The following is a 26019-nucleotide window of genomic DNA, read 5'->3' as shown; positions in this document are numbered from 1 at the left end:
CGTCATGCACAAGACCAACGAGGGTGCCCTGTGGGGAGGTCGCTTTGCCGGCGGCCCGTCCGAGGCCATGTTCGCCCTCTCCGTATCGACGCATTTCGACTGGGTGCTGGCACCGTACGACGTGCTGGCCTCCAAGGCACACGCCAAGGTGCTGCACAAGGCAGGCCTGCTGTCCGACGCTGACCTGGACACCATGCTCTCGGGGCTTACCGAGCTGGGGGAGAAGGTCGCCTCCGGCGAGTTTGGGCCGCTGCCGACCGACGAGGACGTGCACGGCGCCATGGAGCGCGGGCTAATCGATATTGTCGGCCCCGAGGTCGGCGGCCGACTGCGCGCCGGCCGCTCCCGCAATGATCAGGTTGCCACCTTGTTCCGCATGTGGGTGCGCGATGCCATTCGGGACATCGCCCTGCAGGTCACCGATCTGGTGAAGGCTTTGTCGGCGCAGGCAGAAAAGCACCCCGATACCATCATGCCGGGCAAGACGCACTCCCAGGCGGCGCAGCCCATTTTGCTGGCGCACGAGCTGCTTGCCCATGCGCAGCCGCAGCTGCGCAACCTGCAGCGCCTGCAGGATCTGGACAAGCGCCTGGCCGTCTCGCCCTATGGCTCAGGCGCGCTCGCGGGTTCCTCGCTGCACTTGGATCCAGAGGCCATCGCGGCGGAACTGGGCTTTGACGCTGCCGCGGAGAACTCGCTGGACGGTACGTCCTCGCGGGACTTTGCCGCGGAGACGGCCTTCGTGCTCACTCAAATCTGTATCGACATGTCGCGCTTGGCGGAAGAGATCGTGTACTGGTGCACGCCCGAGTACGGCTATGTCACGCTGGATGACGCCTGGTCTACCGGCTCCTCCATCATGCCGCAGAAGAAGAACCCGGACGTTCCGGAGCTGACTCGCGGTAAGACTGGCCGGCTTATCGGCAACCTCACCGGACTGCTTTCCACCCTGAAGGCACAGCCGCTGGCCTATAACCGCGATTTGCAGGAGGATAAGGAGCCCATCGTGGATTCGGTGGCCCAGCTCAACCTGCTGCTGCCCGCGATGACGGGCTTGGTGGAGACCCTGACCTTCCACGAGGACCGCATGCGCGAACTCGCACCGCGTGGCTTTACCCTGGCTACAGACCTTGCAGAATGGATGGTGCGCCAAGGCGCGCCGTTCCGGGAGGCTCACGAGGCCTCCGGCGCCTGCGTCCAGCTGGCAGAGGCGCGGGGCGTGGATCTGGTGGATCTCACCGATGAGGACTTGGAAGGCGTCGACAAGCGCCTGCGTTCCGAAGTCCGTGAGGTGCTCACCATTGATGGCGCCGTGGCCTCCCGCGCGACCAAGGGCGGTACCGCCGGGGTGCGCGTGGCCGAGCAGCGCCAGCGGGTGGACGAGCTTGCCGCTGACTTCCGGGACTGGGCGACGACCCCGGTAGTTCCCGCCGACTAGTCGGTCTCATACTCGACCCCCGGGGACCGCTGCAGTGGGGGACTGCAGCGGGGGTGAGCTCCCCAGAAGTCCAGCACAGCAGGGCAGGGCCTTTTATGATTTAGGTCATGAGTAGCGCACAGACGGGTGGACGAAAGAAGTCACTATTCGCAGCCCTCGCCTTCCTGGTTGTGGCTATCGTCTCCGTAGTGGTGGGACGCGGCGGGATATCGCTGCCCAGCTTTAGCTCGTCTGACTCTTCCACCCCTCCCCGGGAGCACGTCTTCGTGAAAGGGGCTATCAGCCCAGAAAGCGAGGAGTTCTTCAAGTATGCGACGGAGTCTGACGTGTTTACTGTGTTGGGGATTTCGGTGGACTACGACGTTGTCTCGCCGCAGGACATGATGGAGATCGCCAGCTCGCCTAGCTCTGACTATGACTTTGTCATGCCCGCACTAGATGGGGCTGCCCGCGCCGTGGAGGCGGAGGACAAGTCCACGACCATGACTGACGCCGACTCGGGCTCAGTGGTTGCCTTTTCCACCCCGCTCATCGCGCTGGTCTATACCGATCTGGTGGACGATATGCAGGCGAAGGGCCTCGTGGCCGATTCTGGTGGGAATAAATCCCTCGACTTGGCAAAACTGAACGAGATGTCGAAGGACGGTACCCGCTGGCGCGACATCAGCCCGGACTTTGGTTCTCCGCGCGTCGTTGACGTTGCGGTTCCGAGCGTGCGCGAGTCCAGCGCTGCGCTGCAGTACGCCTCCCTCATTCGCACAGTTGGGAAAGACACTGGGGGCGATGACGCTATGCAACGACTCTTGGTTGGCCAAGGCCACGGGGAGACCAGTACGCAAGGTATCTTCGATGCCTTCTTGCGCCTCGGACAGGGGGAGATGCCCATGGTCTTGGCTACTGAAGCCGAATTGGTGGCGGAACTGTTTCAGCAATCAATTTCTGAAAGTGGTACGAGGCTAGAGGAGTACACTCCCTTAACCCTTGACCCTGGGGCACTGCTGACGTTCACTGTCGTTCCACAGACCGAGGAGGGCGAAGCCTTCGCGGCTGCCGTGCGTGAGGCTTCATTTCAGGGCGCTGCCGCGGTTCAGGGATACCGCACGGAGCCCTCCTCCGTTTTTGAAAACTTCGCCACAGAGATCGACTACGCTCCGCTTGACCTGCCAACTCAACAAAGGCCCACACCCTGGCGAGACTACGAAGCAATTCTGCAGGAACTGGGATAAGACACGGGAACCGAAACCCCGGAAAGGATGATGTGAATGTTGCGCTCCCTCAAGGTGCTTGTTGCCGTGCTGTGCGCTATGGGCCTCATAGCCTGTTCCGCCGGCAGTGGCAGCAGCTGGCTCGATGACGCGGCCTCGAATGGTAGTGAGTACGACGGCGACCTCAAGATTGTCGCCGCCACGGAGCTAGCCCCGCTGGAGCCGGTGCTGGAGCAAGCCTCCGAGGCGCTCGGCTTCGACATCACTATGACCACGGAGTCAGGCACTCTGGAGAATTCCCGCTCGCTGAAGCAGGGAACCTTTGATGACCACTACGACGCTACGTGGTTTGCCACCAACCGCTATGCGCGCATCATCGGCGCCGATAGCAAGCTGGGCAAGGAATTCAGCGTCGCGCGCTCACCCGTGGCACTGGGCGTGCACAAGGACGTTGCCCAGCAGCACGGCTGGGATACCACGCAGCCGACGTGGCAGGAGATTGCGGATTCCGGCATCACCTTTGGCATGACGGACCCCTCGACGTCGAATTCGGGCTTCTCCGCCCTGTCCGCGGCTACCACCGCCTTCGCGGACACCGGCCGGGCACTGACGGAGGAGGATATCTATAAGGCCACGGACAAGGTTCAAGACTTGTTCAGTAACCAGACGCTGACCTCCGGTTCTTCGGGCTGGCTGGCGGACAGGTTCCGGGAGCACCCCGAACAGGCCGATGCAATCCTTAACTACGAATCCGTGCTCTACCAGCTCCAGGACGAGGGCGCGGATCTGCAGGTGGTCATTCCTTCCGACGGGGTCATCTCCGCGGACTATCCGCTGTCGGCCCTGCGTAGCTCCCCGGATGAGGACGCCGAAGCCAAGGTGCAGGCGCTGGCTGACTGGATGCGTGATTCCTCGGAGGTGCTGAAGAGCTACCACCTGCGCGTGGACGATTCCGATTTGCCGGGCACCATGTTCGAGCTTCCTTATCCCGCGAACGAGAAGACGGCGCAGGCGCTCGAGGCCGCGTTTGCGCACGAGCTGCGCAAGCCTGGCAACACCGCCTTGGTGTTGGATACTTCAGGCTCGATGGAGGGCGAGCGTATCGACCTGCTCAAGAGCAGCTTGCGCCCGCTTATCGACGGCTCCGCGGACGGCAACACCGAGGAAGAAGGCCAGGTTGCTTTCCGCAACCGCGAGCAGATCAAGCTCATGCCCTACTCGTCCGAGGCGCAGCCCGTGACCCGTGCGGTGATGGATACCGAGAACATGGGCTCGGCGAAGGAACTGGCGGACCGCGTTGAGAACCTCCGCGCGGACGGGGAAACTGCCACCTTCGATTCCGTGCTCAAGTCCTTTGATGAGCTAGATACTGGCGACGGCGATATTGGCACCGTGGTGCTCATGACCGACGGCGAAGTTACCCGCGGACGAACCTTCGCGCAGTTCAAGGAGGCCTACGAGCAGCTCCCGCCGGATAAGAAGGAAATCCCGGTCTTCGTCATCCTGTACGGTGAAGCCAACGTGCAGGAGATGGAAGAGCTAGCCCAGCTGACCGGCGGAAAAACCTTCGACGCCCTCAACGGCGACCTGGCCGGAGCCTTCGAGGAAATCCGCGCCTATCAGTAGAGCACCACTATTTAGCGAAAAGGAAGGCAGGCATCCATGGACGCCTTAACACCCCGCAAAGTCATTGCCGCGGTGACGGTCACAGCGCTCGTCGTAGTGCTGCATTTTCTCACCAGTGGCGGCTTGGGCTTCCTCTGGCCCATCGTGGCGGCCAGTTGCGGTGCGGCGGCCGGCTTCCTCACCCCGCCCGAAAAGAAGAGTAAAGAGCTTCCGGCACCTCCACAGTCGGGGGCCTGGGCTCACCAACACTTTGGAGGGGACTCGCTACAGCCTGCACCGCCGTGACATTCCGGCCCCGGTTGACCGCGCGTGGACGGAGTTTGATTCCTCGGCGCGGTGGGTGCTCAACAACTGGAACCGGCTTGACGATGCCCCGAGCCAGCAAGCTCTGGTCCGCGACATGATTGAGGAGCACTCGAGCGCACTGGTGAAGTCCTACCTGCAGGTCACCAATCTCACCGACCCCGCAGCGGTCAAGGAAGTCACTGAGGCCCTGGCGATTCTGAACCGCGAGATGACAGAGATTCGGGACGCCATTGCCCAAGACTCGGTGCGTAGCCTGCAGGATCACACGATGGCGCTCAAGTTGGAGTATGGCGGGACCCTTCCTTCTGTGGAATCCAAGGAGGTGTAGGGTTAGCGGTTATGAGTCTCGATCCGAAGCTGCTCGACATTTTGGTGTGTCCGCAGGACAAAGGCCCGCTGAACTACCTGGAAGAAGAACAGGTGCTGGTCAACGACCGGCTGGGGGTGGCCTATCCCATCGAAAACGATATTCCCGTCATGCTGGTGGATAACGCTTCGCCGTGGCCGCCCGCTGACCAGGATGCCTAAGACACACGTCCAGCCGGAATCCAAGTAAGAAGGAGCCTCCATGAACATCATTGATGAGCTGCAGTGGCGCGGCCTCATTAACCAGTCCACCGACCTCGACGCCCTCCGCGAGGCCTGCGAAAACCCCATCACGCTGTACTGCGGCTTCGACCCCACCGGTGACTCCCTGCATGCGGGCCACTTGGTGCCGATGATCATGCTGCGTCGTTTCCAGCAGGCCGGTCACCACCCGATCGCCCTCGCGGGCGGCGCTACCGGGCAAATTGGTGACCCGCGTGACGTGGGGGAGCGCTCCATGCTCTCGCAGGAGACCATCAACGAGAATCTCGTGGCCATCAAGAAGCAGCTGCGTCAGTTCATTGACTTCGAGGGCGAAAACGCAGCGACCATGGTCAATAATGCGGACTGGACGTCCCAGATGTCCGTCATCGACTTCCTGCGTGATGTGGGCAAGAACTTCTCCCTGAACACGATGCTGGACCGCGATACGGTTAAGCGCCGCCTGGAGTCCGACGGCATCTCCTACACCGAGTTCTCCTACATGCTGCTGCAGTCCAATGATTACGTCCACCTGAACAATGAGATGGAGTGCGTCCTGCAGATCGGTGGCGGCGACCAGTGGGGCAACATCGTCTCCGGTGTGGATCTCAACCGCCGTGTCAACGGTGCGAAGGTCCACGGCCTTACCGTTCCGCTGGTCACGGATGCGCAGGGCCAGAAGTTTGGCAAGTCCACCGGTGGCGGAAAGCTGTGGCTGGATCCGGAAAAGACGTCCCCGTACGCCTGGTACCAGTACTTCCTCAACGCCGGCGACTCTGTGGTGATTGACTACCTGCGGTGGTTTACCTTCCTGGACCAGGAAGAGATTGCCGCCTACGAGCAGAAGGTCGCCGACGAGCCCTTCCGCCGCGAGGCTCAGCGCCGCTTGGCACAGGAGATGACCACCCTGGTGCACGGTGAAGAGGCGACGAAGGCCGTGGAACTTGCCGCGCAGGCACTGTTCGGAAAAGCCGAGCTCGCCGAGCTGGATGAGAACACCCTTGCCGGCGCCCTCGCGGAGACCACCGTGGCTGAGGTTCCAGCAGGTGAGCCGCGCACCATCATTGATCTGCTTGTCGCCTCCGGCCTTGCGGATTCCAAGGGTGCGGCGCGCCGTACCGTGAAGGAAGGCGGCGCGTACGTGAACAATCAGCGCATTGAGTCCAATGAGTGGGAACCCACTAACGAGGATTTGCTCCATGGTTCTTGGCTGGTGCTGCGCCGCGGTAAAAAGAACTTTGCCGGCGCGAAGCTGAGCTAGGTATTCACGCAGGCGCTTTTCGACGTCTCCCTTAAGGTAAAACCCAAGGCCCAACCCGCCGCATCCCGCGGCGGGTTTCGGCGTTTTAGACCCTAAGAGCTCAACAGTGAAGGCCATGCTGCGAAGAAACAGGTATTTAACTGGGGATTTGGTGAATATTCGGGTGCTGCGTATATTTATCGAAGTCGCCGCGGGAACGCGGATGACACGGAGATTAACTCGGAGTTGACAAAGACTTAACTTGTTGACTACAGTGTGAACTCCAGCCGCTCGGAAGGGCGAACAGAAAATGTTCGTATCGAAGAGTGTGCGGATGATGTGTGAGAACTCAATAGTGTGCCAATGTACTTTTTTGTGTTGGTTGGTTTTTGATTGTTCTGGCTGTGTTGTGCTGGATGTGCAGCATGGTTGGTGTATGCCGGATGGCGCTTTTTTCAAGCGGCGTCATTGTAAATAACATAAGTTGTTTGGGCGTAGATTGAAAATCTTCTAACTAGGCCAGCCTCCTTTTTGTGCCCCGTCGGGTTGGGGGTTGGTTGGATTTTTTCTTTATGTAATTTTTGGATTTGCCAGTCCGCGTGGTGTGTGCGTGATGCGTATGCGTCATGTGGTTTGGTTTGTTCTTTTTTGTTAGGTTTGGGCTTTTCACGGCCTTTTTTGTGGAGAGTTTGATCCTGGCTCAGGACGAACGCTGGCGGCGTGCTTAACACATGCAAGTCGAACGGAAAGGCTCCTGCTTGCAGGGGTACTCGAGTGGCGAACGGGTGAGTAACACGTGGGTGATCTGCCTTGTACTCTGGGATAAGCTTGGGAAACTGGGTCTAATACCGGATAGTAGCTGCCTTTAGTGTGGTGGTTGGAAAGTTTTTTCGGTGCAAGATGAGCTCGCGGCCTATCAGCTTGTTGGTGGGGTAATGGCCTACCAAGGCGTCGACGGGTAGCCGGCCTGAGAGGGTGTACGGCCACATTGGGACTGAGATACGGCCCAGACTCCTACGGGAGGCAGCAGTGGGGAATATTGCACAATGGGCGGAAGCCTGATGCAGCGACGCCGCGTGGGGGATGACGGCCTTCGGGTTGTAAACTCCTTTCGGCAGGGACGAAGCTTTTTGTGACGGTACCTGTATAAGAAGCACCGGCTAACTACGTGCCAGCAGCCGCGGTAATACGTAGGGTGCGAGCGTTGTCCGGAATTACTGGGCGTAAAGAGCTCGTAGGTGGTTTGTCGCGTCGTCTGTGAAATTCCGGGGCTTAACTCCGGGCGTGCAGGCGATACGGGCATAACTTGAGTGCTGTAGGGGAGACTGGAATTCCTGGTGTAGCGGTGAAATGCGCAGATATCAGGAGGAACACCGATGGCGAAGGCAGGTCTCTGGGCAGTAACTGACGCTGAGGAGCGAAAGCATGGGTAGCGAACAGGATTAGATACCCTGGTAGTCCATGCCGTAAACGGTGGGCGCTAGGTGTAGGGGGCTTCCACGTCTTCTGTGCCGTAGCTAACGCATTAAGCGCCCCGCCTGGGGAGTACGGCCGCAAGGCTAAAACTCAAAGGAATTGACGGGGGCCCGCACAAGCGGCGGAGCATGTGGATTAATTCGATGCAACGCGAAGAACCTTACCTGGGTTTGACATACACCAGATCGCTGCAGAGATGTAGTTTCCCTTGTGGTTGGTGTACAGGTGGTGCATGGTTGTCGTCAGCTCGTGTCGTGAGATGTTGGGTTAAGTCCCGCAACGAGCGCAACCCTTGTCTTATGTTGCCAGCATTTGGTTGGGGACTCATGAGAGACTGCCGGGGTTAACTCGGAGGAAGGTGGGGATGACGTCAAATCATCATGCCCCTTATGTCCAGGGCTTCACACATGCTACAATGGTCGGTACAACGCGCAGCGACACTGTGAGGTGGAGCGAATCGCTGAAAGCCGGCCTTAGTTCGGATTGGGGTCTGCAACTCGACCCCATGAAGTCGGAGTCGCTAGTAATCGCAGATCAGCAATGCTGCGGTGAATACGTTCCCGGGCCTTGTACACACCGCCCGTCACGTCATGAAAGTTGGTAACACCCGAAGCCAGTGGCTCAAACTCGTTTAGGGAGCTGTCTAAGGTGGGATCGGCGATTGGGACGAAGTCGTAACAAGGTACCCGTACCGGAAGGTGCGGGTGGATCACCTCCTTTCTAAGGAGCATTATTTTTCGCACCAGTTGGTGCTTGAAACAATCATCATCATCTTCATCATTATTTTTTGTTGTTGTTGTGGTGGTTGTGTGGTGGTTGAGTAGGCGATTGTTCTGCTGCCACTTTTTGTTTAATCGGGTGGAGATACGCCTTAACCAGAAGCAATCAATTGTTTGCCAATCAACGCGTTTGTTTTTAGAGTACTTGGTGCATTGTTGGGTGTCTGGGGCATTATCCCCTGGTTGTAACCTACACGGATGTAATGACCACTTTGTGATTTGTGGTTGTTGGCCTGTGTGGGGTGTTGTGTGAGAACTGTATAGTGGACGCGAGCATTAAACTGCATGCTGTTATCACCATTGGTGGCTGGCCTTTGTTGGTTGGTTGTTGTGGTGGGTGTGTGGTTTGTGTGATTTCTGTTCTTTTGTGTTTTGTGTAGTTCACGCCGGCATGAATGATGACGCATTGTTTGTGTGGTTGTTGTTTGTGTTGGTTGTGTGTTCGTTATTTAGGGCGCATGGTGGATGCCTTGGCATGCTGAGCCGATGAAGGACGTGAAAGGCTGCGTTAAGCCTCGGGGAGTTGTCAATTAAGCGTTGATCCGAGGATGTCCGAATGGGGAAACCTGGCACCTGTTATGGGGTGTTACCCTTCAGTGAATTCATAGCTGTTGTGGGGGTTTACGCGGGGAAGTGAAACATCTCAGTACCCGTAGGAAGAGAAAATAATAATGATTCTGCTAGTAGTGGCGAACGAACGTGGATGAGGCTAAACCGTGTGCATGTGATACTTGGTAGGGGTTGTGTGTGCGGTGTTGTGGGCCCCAACGTGCGGTGACTACCATCATCGTGCTTGTGTGTTGTTGTTAGGTGAAGTGGTGTGGAAACGCCTGCCGTAGAGGGTGATAGTCCCGTAGTTGAAGACTTCAGCATTTAAGTTGTTGGGTTGCCCGAGTAGCAGCGGGCTCGTGGAATCTGCTGTGAATCTGCCGGGACCACCCGGTAAGCCTAAATACTCAGTGTGACCGATAGTGTATTAGTACCGTGAGGGAATGGTGAAAAGTACCCCGGGAGGGGAGTGAAATAGTTCCTGAAACCGTGTGCTTACAATCCGTCAGAGCACCTTCTTGTGTGTGATGGCGTGCCTTTTGAAGAATGAGCCTGCGAGTCAGCGGCATGTCGCGAGGTTAACCCGTGTGGGGTAGCCGTAGGGAAACCGAATCCTAATGGGGTGTTTTTAGTGGCATGTCCTGGACCCGAAGCGGGGTGATCTACCCATGGCCAGTGTGAAGCAGCTGTAAGAGGTTGTGGAGGCGCGAACCCACGTAGGTTGAAAACTGCGGGGATGAGCTGTGGGTAGGGGTGAAAGGCCAATCAAACTCCGTGATAGCTGGTTCTCCCCGAAATGCATTTAGGTGCAGCGTCGCATTAGCTTGGTGGAGGTAGAGCTACTGGTTGGTTGAGCGGGACTACAATCTTAGCAATGTCAGCCAAACTCCGAATGCCATCAATTGTGTTGTGCGGCAGTGAGACTGTGGGGGATAAGCTTCATAGTCGAGAGGGAAACAGCCCAGATCGCCGGTTAAGGCCCCTAAGGGTGTGCTAAGTGGAAAAGGATGTGGGATCGCGAAGACAGCCAGGAGGTTGGCTTAGAAGCAGCCATCCTTGAAAGAGTGCGTAATAGCTCACTGGTCGAGTGGTCCTGCGCCGACAATGTAGTGGGGCTCAAGCACACCGCCGAAGCCGCGGCAAACTTTTTTGTTTGGGTAGGGGAGCGTCGTGCATGTGTGGAAGCGTTACCGTGAGGGGGCGTGGAGTGTGTGCGAGTGAGAATGCAGGCATGAGTAACGAATTGGAAGGTGAGAATCCTTCCCGCCGGATGACTAAGGGTTCCTGGGTCAAGTTCGTCTTCCCAGGGTGAGTCGGGACCTAAGGCGAGGCCGACAGGCGTAGTCGATGGATAACCAGTTGATATTCTGGTACCCGTATGTCCGCGCCCATGATAAAGCACTGATACTAACCACCGCGGATACTTGCTGAATACTCTTTGAGTGTTTGGTTTGTTGATGTCGTGGGGCCTGATGTGTGGTTCAAGTGATGGGGTGACACAGTGTAGTAGCCATGCCGCTTAGTGGATTGTTGGTGTAAGCGTGTGAGGTGGTGTGTAGGTAAATCCGCACACTTTTTGCCTGAGGCGTGATGCGTAGCCCGATTGGGGTGAAGTTGGTGATCTAGTACTGTCGAGAAAAGCCTCTAGCGATGTGGATGTATGGCCCGTACCCGAAACCGACACAGGTAGTCAGGTTGAAAATACTAAGGCGTTCGGGTGAACTGTGGTTAAGGAACTCGGCAAAATGCCCCCGTAACTTCGGGAGAAGGGGGACCACACGACTTCGGCACTTCTTTGCGAGTGTTTGGGGTTGTGGGGTCGCAGAGAATAGAGGGAAGCGACTGTTTATCAAAAACACAGGTCCATGCGAAGACGTTAAGTTGATGTATATGGACTGACGCCTGCCCGGTGCTGGAAGGTTAAGAGGACCGGTTAGTCACCTTTTGGTGGCGAAGCTGAGAATTTAAGCCCCAGTAAACGGCGGTGGTAACTATAACCATCCTAAGGTAGCGAAATTCCTTGTCGGGTAAGTTCCGACCTGCACGAATGGCGTAACGACTTCCCTGCTGTCTCAACCACAGGCCCGGTGAAATTGCACTACGAGTAAAGATGCTCGTTACGCGCGGCAGGACGAAAAGACCCCGGGACCTTCACTATAGCTTGGTATTGGTGTTTGGTTCGGTTTGTGTAGGATAGGTGGGAGACTTCGAAGCATGCACGCTAGTGTGTGTGGAGTCGTTGTTGAAATACCACTCTGATCGGATTGAGCATCTAACCTTGGCCCATGATCTGGGTTGGGGACAGTGCCTGGTGGGTAGTTTAACTGGGGCGGTTGCCTCCCAAAATGTAACGGAGGCGCCCAAAGGTTCCCTCAGCCTGGTTGGCAATCAGGTGGCGAGTGTAAGTGCACAAGGGAGCTTGACTGTGAGACAGACATGTCGAACAGGGACGAAAGTCGGGACTAGTGATCCGGCACCTACTTGTGGATGTGGTGTCGCTCAACGGATAAAAGGTACCCCGGGGATAACAGGCTGATCTTCCCCAAGAGTCCATATCGACGGGATGGTTTGGCACCTCGATGTCGGCTCGTCGCATCCTGGGGCTGGAGTAGGTCCCAAGGGTTGGGCTGTTCGCCCATTAAAGCGGCACGCGAGCTGGGTTCAGAACGTCGTGAGACAGTTCGGTCTCTATCCGCCGCGCGCGTTGAAACTTGAAGAAGGCTGTCCCTAGTACGAGAGGACCGGGACGGACGTACCTCTAGTGTGCCAGTTGTTCCGCCAGGGGCATCGCTGGTTGGCTACGTACGGAAGGGATAACCGCTGAAAGCATCTAAGCGGGAAGCCTGTTTTAAGATGAGGTTTCATTATTAGGTCCCCCAAAGACGATGGGGTTGATAGGCCAGAACTGTACGCACCGCAAGGTGTTTAGGCGACTGGTACTAATAGACCAAAACAAACACACACTTCCCAAAAATCAGGAAGTGTTAACAACACAAACACACGATTGTGTAATCACACTGTCGCTCGCGTCCACTACACAGTATCTGACACAACACCCACGGCCAGAAAATGCCCTGGAAGTTTGTCGGTGGCCAATAGCAGCAGGGAAACGCCCGGACCCATTCCGAACCCGGAAGCTAAGCCTGCCCGCGCTGATGGTACTGCAACCGGGAGGTTGTGGGAGAGTAAGAAACCGCCGACACCAAACAAAAACACATAACTCAATACACACCGAAAAAGGGGACCGTTGAAGCACCACCGCTTCAACGGTCCCCTTTTTCACGTTTTACACCTGCGCACCCACCCCCCCGTCGTTTACAACAACGACACCACCCCGGGTTGCCGCCCCGTCGTTTAAAACGACGACCGGCCAAAGCCCGGGGATTGCGCAGCCCATGGCTCTCCGCGTGAGGCAGGAGCCAATGGGCGGCAGTTGGCGGGCGACCGTCGTTTAAAACGACGAACTGAGGGTTGTGTGGGGCGGTGAGGCGTCGTCAAGCACTGCAAATCCCGGCTATGAGGCACTCGGTTTCGTATTGCGCGGAGGACCTACCGGCTAGAATTTGCGTTAAGGAATCATTCAGTGCGGCGGTAGAGGAGTAGCCTATGGACTTTCCGCAGACAACCATTCCCTTTAAGTCCAACTACAACGCCTTCTTTCGCCGGAAGCTGCGCGGGGTCCCGCTGTCTGAGGCCAATCCGAAACCAGCGCCCTATGACCTTACCGAGACGCTTCTGAAAGCTGGCCCGGTGCCGCAGCTGATGCCTTGGTCACACGTGCTGTTGGCGGTCGGCGCCTTCGGCGGTGTCTCACTGTTTATTGCCCTAGTCGCGTGGTCGGTTGCGCCCAAGGAATTTCAGATCCTCGTGGCGGCGATGCTGTGCTTTATTCTTCTCTATCACGCCTACCGGGTGCATGATTCTCGTCGGTTGGATCGCCGGACCGCTAAGGCGTATGCCAACAAGTGGATAGTGTTCTATCCGGCGCTGATTGGCCCGCTCTACTTGGAAGAGACGAAGAAGGGAGACGGGGACACACCGTCGCAATATTTTTATGAGACTGACGTGTTGGTTGTTGCTCCTAACGGGGACACGCACACGATTCCGAAGCTTCGGATGAAGCTGCGTGGGCCGAGCAGTTTGGTGAGTGAGGGTGTGTCCCTGACCCACGATCCGGCGGAAGCAAGCTTGGATTCGATCTACAACAACGGTTGGGGTCTTTTCGCTGTTGTTGCCGGTGAGCCGCTTGAGACAGGGACCTTTGATCATGGGCTTTCTAAGGAGCAAGTGAAGGCGGGGCTGGAGCGCATTCAGTACGGGTGGCCGATGGACAAGTTGGGGCGGTTTCCGTATCGGCCCTAGGTGCTGCACGCGTATGGTCTAGCTGAGCATTGCGTCTTCCAGCCGGGTGGCCTGTACACTGGTTCGGTACATACGGACACGTCTAACACGTCTAACTCAGAAAGTGCATAGCTTTAATGTCTGATTCGAATTCCGGCGATCACGGCCGTGGTCGCGACGGCTCCGCAGAGGGGAACCGTAGGAACAACCGCTCCGGCGGCCGCAACTTTGAGAAGCGTGGGGGCGCGGGCGGAAACCGTCCCGAGCGCCGCGGTGAGAAGAGAGATGATCGCCGGGGTGGCCGCGCTGGCGGGAAGCCGGGCCGTGGGGACCGCCGCGATGATCGGCGTGGTGACCGCAGGGGTGATCACAAGGGCAGCAGCCGTGGCAAGAACAAGGTTGCTCATCCGCAGCGTTCCGGCTATCGCGAGGAGCGCATCAATCGCCGCATGACGGACCCGGATCTGCCTTCGGATATCGATATCACGGATCTGGACCCGTCGGTCCTGCAGGACCTGTCCTCCTTGTCCAAGGAGAACTCAGAAGCCGTGGCCAAGCACCTCATCATGGCTGCGACGTGGTTGGAGGATGATCCGCAGCTGAGCCTGCGCCATGCCCGCGCCGCCAAGGACCGTGCCGGCCGTGTATCGGTGGCTCGCGAAATGAACGGCATTGCCGCCTACCGCGCGGGCGAGTGGAAGGAAGCCCTGTCTGAGCTGCGCGCTGCCCGCCGCATCTCCGGTGGCCCTGGTTTGCTCGCCGTGATGGCGGACTGCGAACGTGGACTGGGACGTCCCGAGAAGGCCGTCGAGCTGTGGCGCAGTGAAGACGCCAAGGAGCTCGCTCCCGAGGACACGATTGAGCTCGCTATCGTTGCTGCCGGAGCTCGCCTTGATATGGGCCAGGCTGACTCGGCCGTGGTGACTATTCAGCGCGCCGAGCCCACCAAGGAAGCCACCGGCTTGTCCGCGTGCCGTCTGTCCTATGCCTACGGTAATGCGCTGCTGGAGGCAGGTCGCAAGGACGAGGCAAAGGAATGGTTCCAGCACGCAGTAGACATCGATGAAGGAGAGTGGACCGACGCTGCTGAGCGCCTGGCCGAAATCTAGCGATGAGTATTCTCAAGACACATGACGCGCTCCTGCTCGACCTTGACGGAACCGTGTGGGAGGGCGGCCAGGCGTTGCAGTGCGTGGTAGACGTCATCAACTCCTGCGGAATCCCCGCCGTCTATGTCACCAACAACGCCTCTCGGAGCCCGCAGACCGTGGCCCGAATGCTGGGAGAGATCGGTCTGGAGACCGACACCAAGCACGTGGTGACCTCTGCCCAGGCTGTCCTGCGCATTGCGAAGGCGGATCTTCCCACGGGCGCGAAGGTGCTTATCATCGGCGCGGATTCTTTCCGCACTCTGGCGCGTGAGATGGGCTTCGAGGTGGTCAGCAGCGCTGACGACAACCCGGCTGCGGTGATCCAGGGCATGCACAAGTCCGTGGGTTGGGCGGAGCTTTCGGAGGGTGCCTTGGCCATTAGCAAGGGCGCGAAGTTCTTCGCCTCCAACTTGGACACCTCGCTGCCGACCGAGCGCGGCATGGCTGTGGGCAATGGCTCCCTGGTGGGGGCAATTACCTCGACGACTGGGGTGGAGCCGGTGTCGGCGGGCAAGCCGGAGCCGGCGATGTTTACCCAGGCGGCCAAGCTGGTGAGCGCCACGAAGCCCTTGGCAGTGGGGGATCGCTTGGATACGGATATTGCCGGTGGCAACACGGCGGCGATGGACACCTTCCACGTTCTGACTGGAGTCTCGCGCGAGCTGGAGCTCATTGAAGCCCCCGCGGAGCTGCGGCCGGACTTTATCGGTGCCGGCTTCCACGAGCTGTCCCTCTCCGAGGCCCAAGCCCGCCCCGGTGCCCAGGGAGGCTTTATGGCGCGCTACGACGGCTACGACATTGTGCTGCAAGGCGGCAACGAGAAGTCGACATCGATTGAGGCCCTGCGCACGGTGCTCGAGGTAGCCTGGGCAGGCCCCAAGCCACCGCGCTACATTCAGCCCCGCGGTGAGTTCGCGGAAAAGGCCGTGGCCACATGGCGGTAAAGCCGCACGACCCGCGCGCTGTGATGGCGCCGGAGACGCTGGACTCCTCCGTCGCGGAGATTCTTTCGCAGCCGGCGGAAACGCTTGAGGAGGAGCTGAGCCAGCTCGACAGGGCGCACGCGGTGTTGCGTGACGCTCTCCAGGAAAATTAGCGCGGACGCAAGAGGAGAAAGCCAACCATGCCACCACAACGCCGTCGACTCGATGCCGAACTGGTTCGTCGCAAAATCGCCCGCTCGCGTGAGCAGGCAGTGGAGATGATTAAGTCTGGGCGCGTGACCGTCGGTGGCTTCAAGGCCTCCAAGCCGGCCACCGTGGTGGAACCGGAGGTCTCCATCAAGGTCGAGGAGAGCGAGGGGGACGATTGGGCTTCGCGCGGAGCCCATAAGCTGCTCGGCGCGCTGGAGGCATTCGACGTTGATGTAACGGGCCGTCGGGTGCTGGACGCGGGGGCGTCGACAGGCGGGTTTACCGATGTGTGCCTGCGCCGAGGGGCGGCGGAGGTGCTCTCCGTGGACGTCGGATACGGCCAGCTGTTGTGGCGTTTGCAGAACGACGAGCGCGTCACCGTGCTGGACCGGACGAACATTCGCAACCTGACGCTGGAGACTACCGGCGGGCCGTGTGATGCCATGGTCGGGGATTTAAGCTTTATCTCCCTGAAGTTGGTCTTGCCTGCCATCGTTGACTGCATGGCGGAGGGCGCGTGGCTGTTGCCCATGGTCAAGCCCCAGTTTGAGGTAGGCAAGGACCGCATTGGCTCGGGTGGCGTCGTGCGCTCCCCGCAGTTGCGTGCGGAGGCCACCAAGGACGTCGCAGTCTTCGCACAATCCCTGGGGCTGGGTGTGAAGGGCGTGGCGGCCTCCCCGCTGCCGGGCCCGAGTGGCAACGTGGAGTACTTCCTGTGGCTTATCAAAGACGGCGTGTCCACGCCGGAGGATAGGCTGGATGTCATGATCGACACGGCCATCAAGGAGGGACCCCAGTGAGCAGAACCGTGGCTGCGGAGGCGACCGCGCGGCGCGAGATTCTTTTGGTCCCGCACGCCAGCCGCGCCGATAACCTGGCCGCTACGCATCGCGCCGCTGAGCTGCTGCAGGAGGCAGGGATTAAGGTGCGCGTGTGCGCGGCAGATACTGTCCTGCCCGGTCTGCAGCACGTCAAGCACACCCCGGCTGCCGCCGAGGGCTGCGAACTCGTCCTAGTGCTAGGCGGGGACGGTACGTTCTTGCGGGCCGCGGACATGGCCCGCGCGGTCGATGTCCCCGTGCTCGGCATCAACTTAGGCCACGTGGGGTTCTTAGCGGAATGGGAAGCGGAGTCCCTGGACCGGGCCCTGGTCCGTGTCATCGAACAAACCTATGACGTGGAAGACCGCCTGACTATCGACGTGACAGTGTTCGACCCCGAGGGCTCGTTGCGCCAGCGCGGGTGGGCGCTCAACGAGGCTTCGATTGAAAACCTCAACCGCTCCGGCGTGCTCGATGCGATTCTGGAGGTGGACGGCCGCCCAGTGTCCTCCTTCGGGTGCGACGGTATCTTGATTTCGACGCCAACAGGGTCCACGGCCTACGCGTTCTCCGCGGGCGGGCCGGTACTGTGGCCGTCGTTGGATGCGATCTTGGTGGTGCCCAACAACGCCCATGCGCTGTTTACCAAGCCACTAGTGGTCTCGCCGGATTCGCAGGTGGCGGTGGAATCGGCCTCTGCCACCACACCGGCGGTGGTGATTCTGGACGGCTTCCGGGAGATTTCCATGCCGCCTGGATCGCGCGTGGAGGTCGTGCGCGGCGAGCGCCCAGTGCGCTGGGTGCGGCTGGATGAACAACCATTCACCGACCGCTTAGTGTCCAAGCTGCGCTTGCCCGTCGAAGGCTGGCGGGGACCACGGCATTAATCGAACACCACGCGGACACCACACACGTATTTCACGGGGGAGTAGGAAGGAGAGTGCAGCGACGTGCTCGTTGACATCAGCATCTCGGATCTCGGCGTGATTGAGAGCTCTTCAGCCGAGCTTTCTCACGGGTTGACCGTGCTCACCGGCGAGACCGGCGCGGGTAAGACCATGGTGGTCACCGGCCTGCGTCTGCTGGCAGGCGGCCGTGCAGACGCGTCCCGCGTGCGTGATGGCGCCGCGAAGGCGGCTGTGGAGGGGCATTTTTCTTCTGCATCCCCGGCCGTGGCGGAGGTTGTAGAGCAGGCTGGGGGAGAGCCGGATGAAAATGGTGAGTTCATCGCTTCCCGCACGGTGTCCTCAGCCGGACGCTCCCGCGCCTACCTGGGCGGGCGAGCGGTACCTGCGGCAACACTGGGGGAGTTTGCCTCCCACCTCATCACCGTGCACGGCCAAAACGATCAGCTGCGCCTATTGGCGGCCGAGCAGCAGTTGGCGGCCATCGATCGCTTCGATCCCAGCATCGGGCCCGTGCGCGCTGCTTACACCGATGCTTTCAAGCACTGGCGCAAGCTGGCCAAAGACTATCAGCGCCGCACGGAGTCCCGGCGGGAGATGGCGCAAGAGGTCGATCGCCTCCAGTTCGCCATCACCGAAATCACCGAGCTGGATCCGGAGCCAGGGGAAGACGCCGAACTGGTCACACTCATTCGCCGCCTGCAGGATGTCGATAGCCTGCGCGAGTCCGCCGCCACAGCGCTCGCCGCGCTCGATGGTGGGGACGGCTTCGGTGACGAAGACACCGCCGTCAACTTGGCTGGTGCGGCGGAAGCAGCACTCACCGGTTCCAGCGATGAGGAGCTGGCGCAGCTTGCCGGACGGCTCAGTGAGGCCACAGCCCAGCTCACGGATATTGCCGCGGAGCTGACGAGCTACCTCGACGCCCTGCCAGCGGACCCGAATTTGCTGGAGTCCTCCCTTCAGCGCCAACAAGATCTCAAGCGGCTGACCCGCAAATACGCCGCGGATATCGATGGCGTGTTGGCCTGGCGCGCGGCCGCAGAGGAGAAGCTGGCCGGCATGGATACCTCCACGGAGGCCTTGGAAGAGCTGAAGAAGAAGGTCAAAGAGGCCGAAAAAGACATGGTGGCCAAGGCCAAGAAGCTCACCACCGCGCGCACGAAGGCGGCGGCGCAGCTGGGAAAGCAGGTCACCGAGGAGATTCACGGTCTTGCCATGCCGAATTCCACCCTGAGCGTCGCTGTCTCCACGGCCAAGTACTCCAAGTCGGGCGCGGACGAGGTGGAGTTCCAGCTCAATGGCAAGCCGCTGGCCGCGGCGGCTTCCGGCGGCGAGCTGTCCCGCGTCATGCTGGCCATGGAAGTCGTGCTAGCCAGTGGAGACGGCACCACGCTGGTTTTCGACGAGGTCGATGCCGGTGTGGGTGGGCGCGCGGCGGTGGAGATTGGGCGTCGCCTAGCACGGCTGTCCATCACCAACCAGGTCATCTGTGTCACCCACCTTCCCCAGGTCGCCGCCTACGCGGATTCGCACCTGCACGTGTCGAAGGACAAGTTCACCTCCGGAGTCGCTGATCTCAGCGCGGAGGAGCGAGTGGAAGAGCTGGCCCGCATGTTCAGCCGGCCTCGACGACACGGAGACGGGCCGGGCGCACGCGCAGGAACTTTTTGATCGCGCCCAAGCGGAAGTCGCCGCTTTCCGCGCGCCTTCCACACTTTGAGGCCTTTACACGGGAAACTGTCAGCATGAGTCTGTTTTCCCGTAACACCGATCTGCCTGGGGAGCACGGGGCGCTGCGTGATTGCACCCCTGGCGGAAAGGGCATGAAGAAGTTCACCGCTGGCGATTTCGCGGTCATCAACGCCGCCAACATTTCTCGCCAGGAGGCCCAGACCCTCGTGGACATCAAGCCCGCCGCGGTCATCAACGTGGCGGAATTCTCCACGGGGTCCATCCCCAACTACGGCCCGCACATGCTTCTCGACGCCGACGTGACCCTCATCGAGGGCGTGGGCGAGGAGTTTGTGTCCAACTTCAAGGACGGCAAGAAGGCCCGCATCACGGACGACGGAACGGTCTACTCCGGTGATACCAAGCTGGCCGCGGGAACGGTAGTCACCCGCGATCGCGCGGAGAAGAACTTTGCCTCCGCGCAGCAGGAGCTGATCGACCACATGGAGGCCTACTTTGGCAACTCCATCGAGTTCATCCACTCCGAGGGCCCGCTGCTTATCGACGGCCTCGGGGTCCCCGACGCCGGCTCCGACATGGCGGGCCGCAAGGTGTTGGTGGTCTCGCCGTCGGCCGAGCACCGCAAGAAGCTCACGCTCCTGCGCAACTTCATTCGGGAATACGAACCCATCATCATTGGCGTGGACTCGGCGGCGGATACCATTGTGGATCTTGGCTACCAGCCGCAGTTCATCGTGGGCGATCCCTCGGACATTAGCTCCGAGACCCTGCGCAGCGGCGCGCAGGTGATTCTGCCGGCCGAACCTGACGGGACCGCCGAGGGCCTCGAGCGCATCCAGGATCTGGGCATCGGCGCGATGACCTTCCCGGCCGCGACAGACTCGGCCACGGACCTGGCACTGCTGTTGGCCGACTATCACGAGGCGCAGATGATCGTGCAGGTAGGCGGGGCACTGGACCTGGATGACATCTTTGCCAACAAGCCCAACGCCACTCCGGCCGCGTTGCTGAGCCACATGAAGGCCGGCACGCGTCTGGTGGATGCTGACGCCGTGATTAACCTGTACACCGCCCCAGCCTCCGGTGCGCTGGGCTGGCTGTGGGGCCTGCTCGGAGTCCTCGTGGCGCTGGCCGTGGTGGTCCTCATTGTGGGCCTGGGCGGCGACGAGTCCTTCCTCCAGAACTTGATTGATACGTGGAATAACTTTGCGTTGAGCGTGCAGGAGTGGTTCAAGTAATGGCGTCTGCTAAGTCTTTGCTCGTGGCCGGCCTCGGCTTCGGTACCGCCCTCGGCGTTGCCCTGGGCACCTTGCTCATCGCCCCCAACATGAGTTCCGCACCGGGCGGCGGGGGCGGCGGAGACATCAACGATATCCGGGAGAAGTACTCCAAACTGGTCAACGAGAACAATATTTCTGAGGCCCAGCTGGATTCCGCGGACTCCGTGCTCAAGGACCTTGACCGCTTCGTCGTGGACGGCACCCTGGCGCAGCGGCCAGTGATGGTGCTGCGCACCGCTGATGCTGACGACGGTGACGTCAAGGCTGTGAAGGATTTGCTGGGGTCTGCAGACTCTGAGGATGCCGGTGAGATCACCCTGACGGAGAAGTTCTTTGCTCAGGATTCCGCAGATAAGTTGCTCTCCTTGGTCACGAGCACGCTGCCGGCGGGCGCCAAGCTCGACGAGAAGAACGTGGACGCCGGTACCCATGCGGGGCAGGCTTTGGCCGCCGCTCTCATGCTGGATCCGAAGTCGACGGAGCCGTTGTCTTCCGTGGAGGATCGCGCAACCTTGTTGCAAGCTCTCCGGGACGCCAAGTACATCGACTACCCGGACGGGACTATATTGCCGGCCCAGGCGGTGGTCATCGTGGGCGGCGGCCAGAATGCAGCGAAGGAAGATTCCGCCGTGTCGTACGCTATTGATTCGACCGTGAAGTTTGTGGAGGGCTTCGACTCCGTGGGGCAGACCACCGTGTTCGCGGCCCCGGTGACGTCTGCGGGCGATGGCGGCGTGCTGGAGGAGCTGCGCAAGGATAAGACCGATATCAGCACCGTCGATTCCATCGAGCGCCCGGTATCGCACATGGCGGCGGTGCTGGCGGTGAAGGAGCAATTGGACGGCGGGAAGGGCTCGTACGGCTCTGCCGCGAACGCCGATGCCGCTGCCCCGGCGCTTCCGAAGGACCTATAAATGAGCCACGATTTTCGCACTGTGTCGACGCAGCTGCTGCTCGACGCCCCCATTATCGCCGTTCGCCGAGATGACGTCGTCATGCCGGGCGAGGTGGTGGCCCAGCGCGAGGTGGTGGAGCACCTCGGTGCGGTGGCGGTGGTGGCGCTCGATGCGGATAACCGCATCGCCATGGTGGAGCAGTATCGCCACAGCGTGGGCCGCCGTCTGTGGGAGCTTCCCGCCGGGCTGCTCGACGTCAAAGGAGAGGACGAACTCACCGCCGCGCAGCGCGAACTGCAGGAAGAAGCCGGCCTTGCCGCGGGCGACTGGAGCGTTCTCACGGATGTGGTGACCTCTCCCGGCTTCTGTGAAGAGGCCGTGCGCGTGTTCCTAGCGCGCGATCTGAGAAGCGTGGACAAGCTCGACGCCGAAGGCGATGAGGAAGCCGATATGGACTTCGCGTGGGTGGACCTCGCCGAGGCCGTGGACCGCGTCTTGTCCGGTGACATCACCAACTCCATTGCGGTGGCCGGAATCCTCGCTGCGCATGCGTGTGCGTCGACTGGCCGCGTACCCCGCCCGGTGGACTCGCCCTTCGAGTTGCGCCCCGCGTCGCTGTCTGCCCGCCGCTCGGGCCCCGACCTGAAACAGCCGTGAGCGGGCAGACTCCTGCCGCGGCGGCCGCGCACTCCTGGCTGATGCACCTGATGGTGGAAAAGGGAGCGTCGAAGAACACCGTGAGCAACTACCGCCGCGACGTCAACCGCTACGTGGCGTGGTTGGCGGAGGCGGGCATCGACGATCTGGCCCAGGTGCAGCGCACCCACGTGGAGAACTATCTGATCCATTTGCGCGAAACCTTGGCCCAGTCTTCGGCGAGTCGAGCGCTCATCGTGGCGCGCGGCCTGCACAAGTTCGCTTTGGCCGAAGGCTTGATTGATACCGACGTGGCGGCGGATGTGTCCCCGCCCAAGAGGGCACAGCCGCTGCCGGAAACCCTCAGCGTGGACGAGGTTTCTTCGCTTCTGGCAGCCATCCCCACGGATGCCGCGGCCACACCCATTGACGTGCGGGATCGAGCCCTGCTGGAGATGCTCTACGGCACGGGTGCGCGCATTTCGGAGGTCATCAAGCTTTCCGTGGACGACATCACCGAAGACGGCCCGTCCTCTGTGCGCGATATCCTCCTGCTCAGCGGCAAAGGCAACAAGCAGCGTCTTGTGCCCATGGGTTCGCTTGCGGTGAAGGCCGTGGAGGACTACCTGGTGCGTGCTCGTCCCGTCCTGGCTACTGGGTCTTCGCACGCGCTGTTCCTCAACACGCGCGGCAAGGCCCTGTCGCGCCAAAGTGCGTGGGCGGCGATTAAATCGGCGGCGCAGCGAGCTCACCTCAACAAGTCCATCTCCCCGCACACGTTGCGGCACTCTTTCGCGACCCACCTCCTAGAAGGTGGCGCGGACGTGCGTACCGTGCAGGAGCTGTTGGGTCATTCCTCCGTGACGACGACGCAGATCTACACCCACGTCACCGCAGATTCGCTCCGCGAGGTCTGGCGCACCGCCCACCCGCGCGCCTAAAATGCAGTGATCCTTAAAGACAGCGATCCTTAAAGAGACCCCTACAACTAGAAGGATGGTTATGCCCTTTACGTCTTCTCTTCGCCGCCGTGCCACGGTCTTGGCGCTCGCGGGTGCACTGGTTACTGCTCCCGCCACGCTGAGCTGGGGGACTGTGGCGGTAGCGCATGCCCAGGACGCCACGATCCCGGTGCCGGCGGGGCAGACCACCACGGTGTCCCTTCCGGTTCCGGTAGATGTGAACATGGCTGCCGATGGCTGGAGCGTGAGCGCTTCTGGCGGCAGTGCTACGGTCACCGCCCCTGAAGCCGGTGGACAGCTGAGCGTGCCCGTGTCCTATGAGGGCATGTCCATGACGATTCTGCTCGTGGCGGATGCGGACGTGACCGCCGACGAGCTTAACGACGCCGCCCAGAACGGCGACCCCGAAAGCCTCGGCGGCAGCACCCCGGGCGGGGAGCAAGGAGGCGGCCCCGCGGGTGGCGAGAACCCAGAGGGGTCTGCACCGGGCAGGGGTGACGCAGCCGAGGGCGACGGCGGTAGTGCCGGGGACGGCGCAGCCGACGGCGCTGGCCATGCGGGTTCTGGTGAGGCCCCACATGGTGAGTCCGGTAACGCCGGCCAGCCGGCGCCGCCGCGCACGGGGCGTGGCTGGGAGGACGTCGATACGTCCGGTACGTCCTACGTCAACCTGGAATCCACCATTGACGGTCAGGGCATCACCGCCAAGCTCGGATTCAAGCAAGCGCTGGATCTCTATAACCGTTTCAAGCACCTGGAAAACGACGGCGTGACGCTGCGCTACCTCAACGCGGAGGGCGAGTTTGTCCAGGGTGTAAAGCGGGACATCGACAAGGGCTCGCGAACCATGACGCTGACCTACCCAGAAGGCCAGGAGCCGGACAACCCGTTCATCATGCAGTTCTACAACAAGGATACGCAGTCGGCGGAACTGGTGGTCACGCTCACTGATCCGAATCAGGCCAACGCCGCCGAGGTGCCGCCGGAGCAGCAGTTGGGTGCCGACGGCGACACTGCGGCGGAGGCATCCGGGGATGAGGAAGGCAACTCTGGGCGAAACTTGGGCATTACCTTGGGTCTTGCCGCGGGAGTTGCCGTGCTGGTGGGCCTGGTTCGCTGGTGGTGGAGGCGTCGTCAAGTCTAGGCTGTAACCTTTATATGTGGGGTTTGGCTGGCTATAATCGCGTGGAGGGCGCCCGAGGGGGTAGCCTGTAATCACGATTAATCACAATGATGTAAGCCGATGTGCGCACGTCTGAGGTATGGCCAGTGCTGAGGGCTATGTCGAGGGCTATGCTTAAGTCAAGGAAGCAGGTGTGACTGTGAGCGACGAGGGACTGTTTGACGCCTCAGAGGCCGAGGTCGGGTTGACTGGACGTCCACTCCGTGAGCTGCCGGAGCCGGAGCCGCTGGACAAGCATGGCCCAGCAACGATCATTTCCATGTGTAACCAAAAGGGCGGCGTGGGTAAGACCACGTCCACCATCAACATGGGAGCCTGTTTGGCGGAGCTGGGACGTAAAGTCCTGCTCGTTGACCTCGACCCGCAGGGTGCGCTGTCTGCCGGCTTGGGGCTCACGCACGATCAGATCGAGGACACGATCTACGACGTGATGCTGGACAGCCAGGTCTCGGTGCATTCAGCCATTGTCCACACGGGCGTGGCAGGGCTGGACCTTGTCCCCGCCAACATTGACCTGTCAGCGGCGGAGATTCAGATGGTCAACGAGGTCGGCCGCGAGCACACCTTGGCCCGCGCGCTGCGCCCGGTGCGCAAGGACTACGACTTCATCATTATTGACTGCCAGCCGTCGCTGGGCCTGCTTACCGTCAACGCGCTGGCCTGCTCCCAGGGTGTCATTATCCCCATGGAATGTGAGTTCTTCTCCCTGCGCGGCTTGGCCTTGCTCACGGACACCGTGGAGAAGGTCGCCGACCGCATCAACTTCGATCTCGAAGTCATGGGCATCCTGGTGACCATGTTTGACCGCCGTACCCGGCACGCCCGCGAGGTCATGGACCGAGTGGTGGAGTATTTCGGGGACAAGGTCTTTGACACCGTGATTACCCGGACGGTGCGTTTCCCGGAGACCTCCGTGGCGGGCGAGCCCATTACGACGTGGGCGCCTAGCTCCCAGGCGGCGAAGCAGTACCGTGACCTGGCCAAAGAGGTCATCGAGCGGGCGACTGTCTAAACCGCGATGACGCAACCGGAGATTACCGGCTTCCGCATCGCGCTGGGCAACTTTGAGGGGCCCTTCGATCTGCTCCTGCAGCTCATCCAGTCAAAGAAGCTGGATGTCACGGAGGTTGCCCTGTCGGAGGTGACTGATGAGTTCGTGGCCTATACCCGCGCCCTCGGGGAGACCGCGGACCTAGATGAAACCACCGAGTTCCTCCTCATTGCCGCTACCTTGCTGGACCTCAAGGCCGCGCGCTTGCTCCCGCGTGGGGAGGTCGATGACCTAGAGGATCTGGAGCTGCTTGAGACGCGCGATCTGCTCTTCGCCCGCCTGCTGCAGTACAAGGCGTACAAACAAGTGGCAGACCAGTTCGCGCTGTGGCAGCGCCAGGCGCGCCGGCGCTACCCGCGGGCGGTAGCCATGGAGGAGCGTTTTAGTGATCTCTTGCCGCCGGTCAAGCTGGGGCATACCCCGGCGAGCTTTGCGGAGCTGGCCGCCGGCGTGTTTCGCCCGAAGGCGCCCGAGGAGGTGGCTACCGGCCACATCCACCAGGTGGCGGTGTCCGTGCCGGAACAGGCCGGAAAATCCTGGATACCCTTAAGCTGTTGGGCAGCGGCCAGTGGATGACCTTTGAAGCTCTGACCAGGGACTGCACGGTGACAATGGAAATCGTCGGGCGTTTTCTGGCGTTGCTGGAGCTCTATAAGGCCAAGGCGGTGGATGCGGAGCAGGAGGAGTCCTTAGGTCCGTTGGAACTGTCGTGGACTGGGCTGGATGTTGACCCGGCCGTCGTTGCCGCCGCCAACTGGGATTAGCGTACGATACCCAAC

Annotated in this window: 17 protein-coding genes, 3 rRNA genes and 3 pseudogenes; all 23 read left to right on the top strand. The window is 60.6% G+C overall.

Features of this window, described 5'->3' with window-relative positions; all coding sequences use genetic code 11:
• Window positions 1-4: 4 nt before the first annotated feature.
• The 23 genes and pseudogenes from argH to ACLI1P_RS06985 all read left to right on the top strand — a co-directional run bounded on the left by argH (window position 5) and on the right by ACLI1P_RS06985 (window position 26004).
• A complete protein-coding gene (argH, locus tag ACLI1P_RS07095) occupies window positions 5-1438 on the top strand; it encodes an argininosuccinate lyase (RefSeq protein WP_296133254.1) in 1434 nt (477 codons plus the stop codon).
• A 107-nt stretch (window positions 1439-1545) separates the two neighbouring features.
• Window positions 1546-2664 (top strand): hypothetical protein, encoded by a 1119-nt coding sequence (locus ACLI1P_RS07090; protein ID WP_306507903.1) that lies wholly within the window; start codon window positions 1546-1548, stop codon window positions 2662-2664.
• A gap of 36 nt (window positions 2665-2700) precedes the next feature.
• On the top strand, window positions 2701-4269 hold the full coding sequence (locus ACLI1P_RS07085) for a substrate-binding domain-containing protein (protein ID WP_411708452.1): 1569 nt from the start codon (window positions 2701-2703) through the stop codon (window positions 4267-4269).
• A 250-nt stretch (window positions 4270-4519) separates the two neighbouring features.
• The gene (locus tag ACLI1P_RS07080; RefSeq protein WP_411708451.1) at window positions 4520-4903 is read left to right on the top strand and encodes a hypothetical protein; all 384 of its coding nucleotides are present in this window, start codon (window positions 4520-4522) and stop codon (window positions 4901-4903) included.
• A gap of 11 nt (window positions 4904-4914) precedes the next feature.
• A complete protein-coding gene (locus ACLI1P_RS07075) occupies window positions 4915-5103 on the top strand; it encodes a Trm112 family protein (protein WP_296133262.1) in 189 nt (62 codons plus the stop codon).
• A gap of 40 nt (window positions 5104-5143) precedes the next feature.
• Window positions 5144-6403, top strand: a complete 1260-nt coding sequence (gene tyrS / locus ACLI1P_RS07070) for a tyrosine--tRNA ligase (protein WP_296133264.1) — start codon at window positions 5144-5146, stop codon at window positions 6401-6403.
• 656 nt (window positions 6404-7059) lie between these two features.
• Window positions 7060-8578 (top strand): 16S ribosomal RNA (locus tag ACLI1P_RS07065).
• Window positions 8579-9075: 497 nt separating this feature from the next.
• Window positions 9076-12148: ribosomal RNA gene (locus ACLI1P_RS07060) — 23S ribosomal RNA — on the top strand.
• A 122-nt stretch (window positions 12149-12270) separates the two neighbouring features.
• Window positions 12271-12388 (top strand): 5S ribosomal RNA (rrf, locus tag ACLI1P_RS07055).
• Together the 16S, 23S and 5S rRNA genes form the textbook arrangement of a ribosomal RNA operon.
• A gap of 404 nt (window positions 12389-12792) precedes the next feature.
• Complete coding sequence (locus ACLI1P_RS07050; RefSeq protein ID WP_408930556.1) at window positions 12793-13548, top strand: hypothetical protein; 756 nt, start codon at window positions 12793-12795, stop codon at window positions 13546-13548.
• Window positions 13549-13667: 119 nt separating this feature from the next.
• Window positions 13668-14636: pseudogene (locus ACLI1P_RS07045) on the top strand (hypothetical protein); the annotation flags it as partial.
• A 2-nt stretch (window positions 14637-14638) separates the two neighbouring features.
• Window positions 14639-15622 (top strand): HAD-IIA family hydrolase, encoded by a 984-nt coding sequence (locus ACLI1P_RS07040; protein WP_296133370.1) that lies wholly within the window; start codon window positions 14639-14641, stop codon window positions 15620-15622.
• A complete protein-coding gene (locus ACLI1P_RS07035; protein ID WP_296133368.1) occupies window positions 15613-15774 on the top strand; it encodes a hypothetical protein in 162 nt (53 codons plus the stop codon). Before ACLI1P_RS07040 ends, ACLI1P_RS07035 begins: the two co-directional genes overlap by 10 nt.
• Before the next feature lie 27 nt (window positions 15775-15801).
• Window positions 15802-16611, top strand: a complete 810-nt coding sequence (locus ACLI1P_RS07030) for a TlyA family RNA methyltransferase (protein ID WP_296133366.1) — start codon at window positions 15802-15804, stop codon at window positions 16609-16611.
• A complete protein-coding gene (locus tag ACLI1P_RS07025; RefSeq protein WP_296133364.1) occupies window positions 16608-17519 on the top strand; it encodes an NAD kinase in 912 nt (303 codons plus the stop codon). The genes ACLI1P_RS07030 and ACLI1P_RS07025 overlap by 4 nt, the downstream gene beginning before the upstream one ends.
• Before the next feature lie 63 nt (window positions 17520-17582).
• Window positions 17583-19260 (top strand): annotated as a pseudogene (gene recN, locus ACLI1P_RS07020) (DNA repair protein RecN).
• A 25-nt stretch (window positions 19261-19285) separates the two neighbouring features.
• Window positions 19286-20470, top strand: coding sequence for a putative cytokinetic ring protein SteA (gene steA, locus ACLI1P_RS07015; RefSeq protein WP_296133361.1), 1185 nt, complete (start codon window positions 19286-19288; stop codon window positions 20468-20470).
• Entirely contained in the window at window positions 20470-21426 is a 957-nt protein-coding gene (locus ACLI1P_RS07010; protein WP_411708450.1) for a copper transporter, read from the top strand. Before steA ends, ACLI1P_RS07010 begins: the two co-directional genes overlap by 1 nt.
• Window positions 21427-22065 carry an NUDIX domain-containing protein gene (locus ACLI1P_RS07005; RefSeq protein ID WP_296133358.1) on the top strand — a complete coding sequence of 213 codons (639 nt, stop codon included), beginning with the start codon at window positions 21427-21429 and terminating at the stop codon, window positions 22063-22065.
• Entirely contained in the window at window positions 22062-22985 is a 924-nt protein-coding gene (gene xerD, locus ACLI1P_RS07000) for a site-specific tyrosine recombinase XerD (RefSeq protein ID WP_296133356.1), read from the top strand. Before ACLI1P_RS07005 ends, xerD begins: the two co-directional genes overlap by 4 nt.
• A gap of 61 nt (window positions 22986-23046) precedes the next feature.
• A complete protein-coding gene (locus ACLI1P_RS06995; protein WP_411708449.1) occupies window positions 23047-24150 on the top strand; it encodes a hypothetical protein in 1104 nt (367 codons plus the stop codon).
• A gap of 172 nt (window positions 24151-24322) precedes the next feature.
• Window positions 24323-25201: a ParA family protein gene (locus ACLI1P_RS06990; RefSeq protein WP_411708448.1), complete on the top strand. Its 879-nt coding sequence runs from the start codon at window positions 24323-24325 to the stop codon at window positions 25199-25201.
• A gap of 6 nt (window positions 25202-25207) precedes the next feature.
• Window positions 25208-26004, top strand: a pseudogene (locus tag ACLI1P_RS06985) (segregation and condensation protein A).
• The last annotated feature ends 15 nt before the right edge of the window (window positions 26005-26019 follow it).

This window comes from Corynebacterium tardum, assembly GCF_046717785.1.
In the GTDB taxonomy this organism is placed as follows: domain Bacteria; phylum Actinomycetota; class Actinomycetes; order Mycobacteriales; family Mycobacteriaceae; genus Corynebacterium.
This window is presented reverse-complemented; position numbering and strand designations above follow the sequence as displayed.

Coding starts and splice junctions, on each gene's coding strand:
- argH (WP_296133254.1), top strand. CDS start 5: ATGCACAAGACCAACGAGGGTGCCCTGTGGGGAGGTCGCTTTGCCGGC.
- ACLI1P_RS07090 (WP_306507903.1), top strand. CDS start 1,546: ATGAGTAGCGCACAGACGGGTGGACGAAAGAAGTCACTATTCGCAGCC.
- ACLI1P_RS07085 (WP_411708452.1), top strand. CDS start 2,701: ATGTTGCGCTCCCTCAAGGTGCTTGTTGCCGTGCTGTGCGCTATGGGC.
- ACLI1P_RS07075 (WP_296133262.1), top strand. CDS start 4,915: ATGAGTCTCGATCCGAAGCTGCTCGACATTTTGGTGTGTCCGCAGGAC.
- tyrS (WP_296133264.1), top strand. CDS start 5,144: ATGAACATCATTGATGAGCTGCAGTGGCGCGGCCTCATTAACCAGTCC.
- ACLI1P_RS07050 (WP_408930556.1), top strand. CDS start 12,793: ATGGACTTTCCGCAGACAACCATTCCCTTTAAGTCCAACTACAACGCC.
- ACLI1P_RS07040 (WP_296133370.1), top strand. CDS start 14,639: ATGAGTATTCTCAAGACACATGACGCGCTCCTGCTCGACCTTGACGGA.
- ACLI1P_RS07035 (WP_296133368.1), top strand. CDS start 15,613: ATGGCGGTAAAGCCGCACGACCCGCGCGCTGTGATGGCGCCGGAGACG.
- ACLI1P_RS07030 (WP_296133366.1), top strand. CDS start 15,802: ATGCCACCACAACGCCGTCGACTCGATGCCGAACTGGTTCGTCGCAAA.
- steA (WP_296133361.1), top strand. CDS start 19,286: ATGAGTCTGTTTTCCCGTAACACCGATCTGCCTGGGGAGCACGGGGCG.
- ACLI1P_RS07010 (WP_411708450.1), top strand. CDS start 20,470: ATGGCGTCTGCTAAGTCTTTGCTCGTGGCCGGCCTCGGCTTCGGTACC.
- ACLI1P_RS07005 (WP_296133358.1), top strand. CDS start 21,427: ATGAGCCACGATTTTCGCACTGTGTCGACGCAGCTGCTGCTCGACGCC.
- ACLI1P_RS06995 (WP_411708449.1), top strand. CDS start 23,047: ATGCCCTTTACGTCTTCTCTTCGCCGCCGTGCCACGGTCTTGGCGCTC.